The following is a 713-nucleotide window of genomic DNA, read 5'->3' as shown; positions in this document are numbered from 1 at the left end:
AATGGTGGGATCAAGCGTTATCGCTATGACGACCGCGGAAGGCAAATCGCCCGTGAGGATGAACACGGCGCGCAGACAGTCTATGAATGGGACAGCGTCAGTAGGCTGATTCGCCTCGTCTTGCCCGATGGCGCCACACGAGAATTCAGCTACAACCCCTACGGCAAAATCATCGCTGAACGCGACGAACTCGGCCACGTCACCCGCTACGAATACGCAGACGGCCTGCACCTGATCAGCCGCCGCCTCAACGCCGACGGCACCCAGGTCAACTACCGCTACGACAACGCTCGGCTGCTGCTCACCGAGATCGAAAACGAAGCCGGCGAAACCTACCAACTCGACTACCACCCCAACGGCCTGATCCGCCAGGAAACCGGCTTCGACGGCCAACGCACCGCGTACGCCTACGACCTCAACGGCAACCTGCTGGAAAAGACCGAATACGGCGACGATGACAGTCAGCTAATCACCCGTTACGAGCGCGACCACTCCGGTCGCCTCGTACGAAAAACCCTGCCCGACAGCAACGTTGTCGACTATACCTACGACCGCCAAGGCAACCTCCTCAGCGTCGAAGACGGCCACTGGGCGCTGGCCTACGAATACGACCGCCAAAACCGCCTCATCGCCGAACACCAAGGCTGGGGCACCCTGCGCTACGGCTACGACGCCTGCGGCCAGCTGAAAAACCTGTGCCTACCGGACAACAA

Annotated in this window: 1 pseudogene; it reads left to right on the top strand. The window is 60.6% G+C overall.

What is annotated here, in order from left to right:
* Positions 1–713 (top strand): annotated as a pseudogene (locus tag DK871_RS28420) (RHS repeat protein); the annotation flags it as partial.

Origin of the sequence: Pseudomonas sp. L13 (assembly GCF_009935965.1) — a bacterium.
GTDB lineage: Bacteria > Pseudomonadota > Gammaproteobacteria > Pseudomonadales > Pseudomonadaceae > Aquipseudomonas > Aquipseudomonas lactis.
The sequence above is the reverse complement of the archived record's forward strand: the minus strand, read 5'-3'. Positions and strand labels throughout refer to the sequence as shown.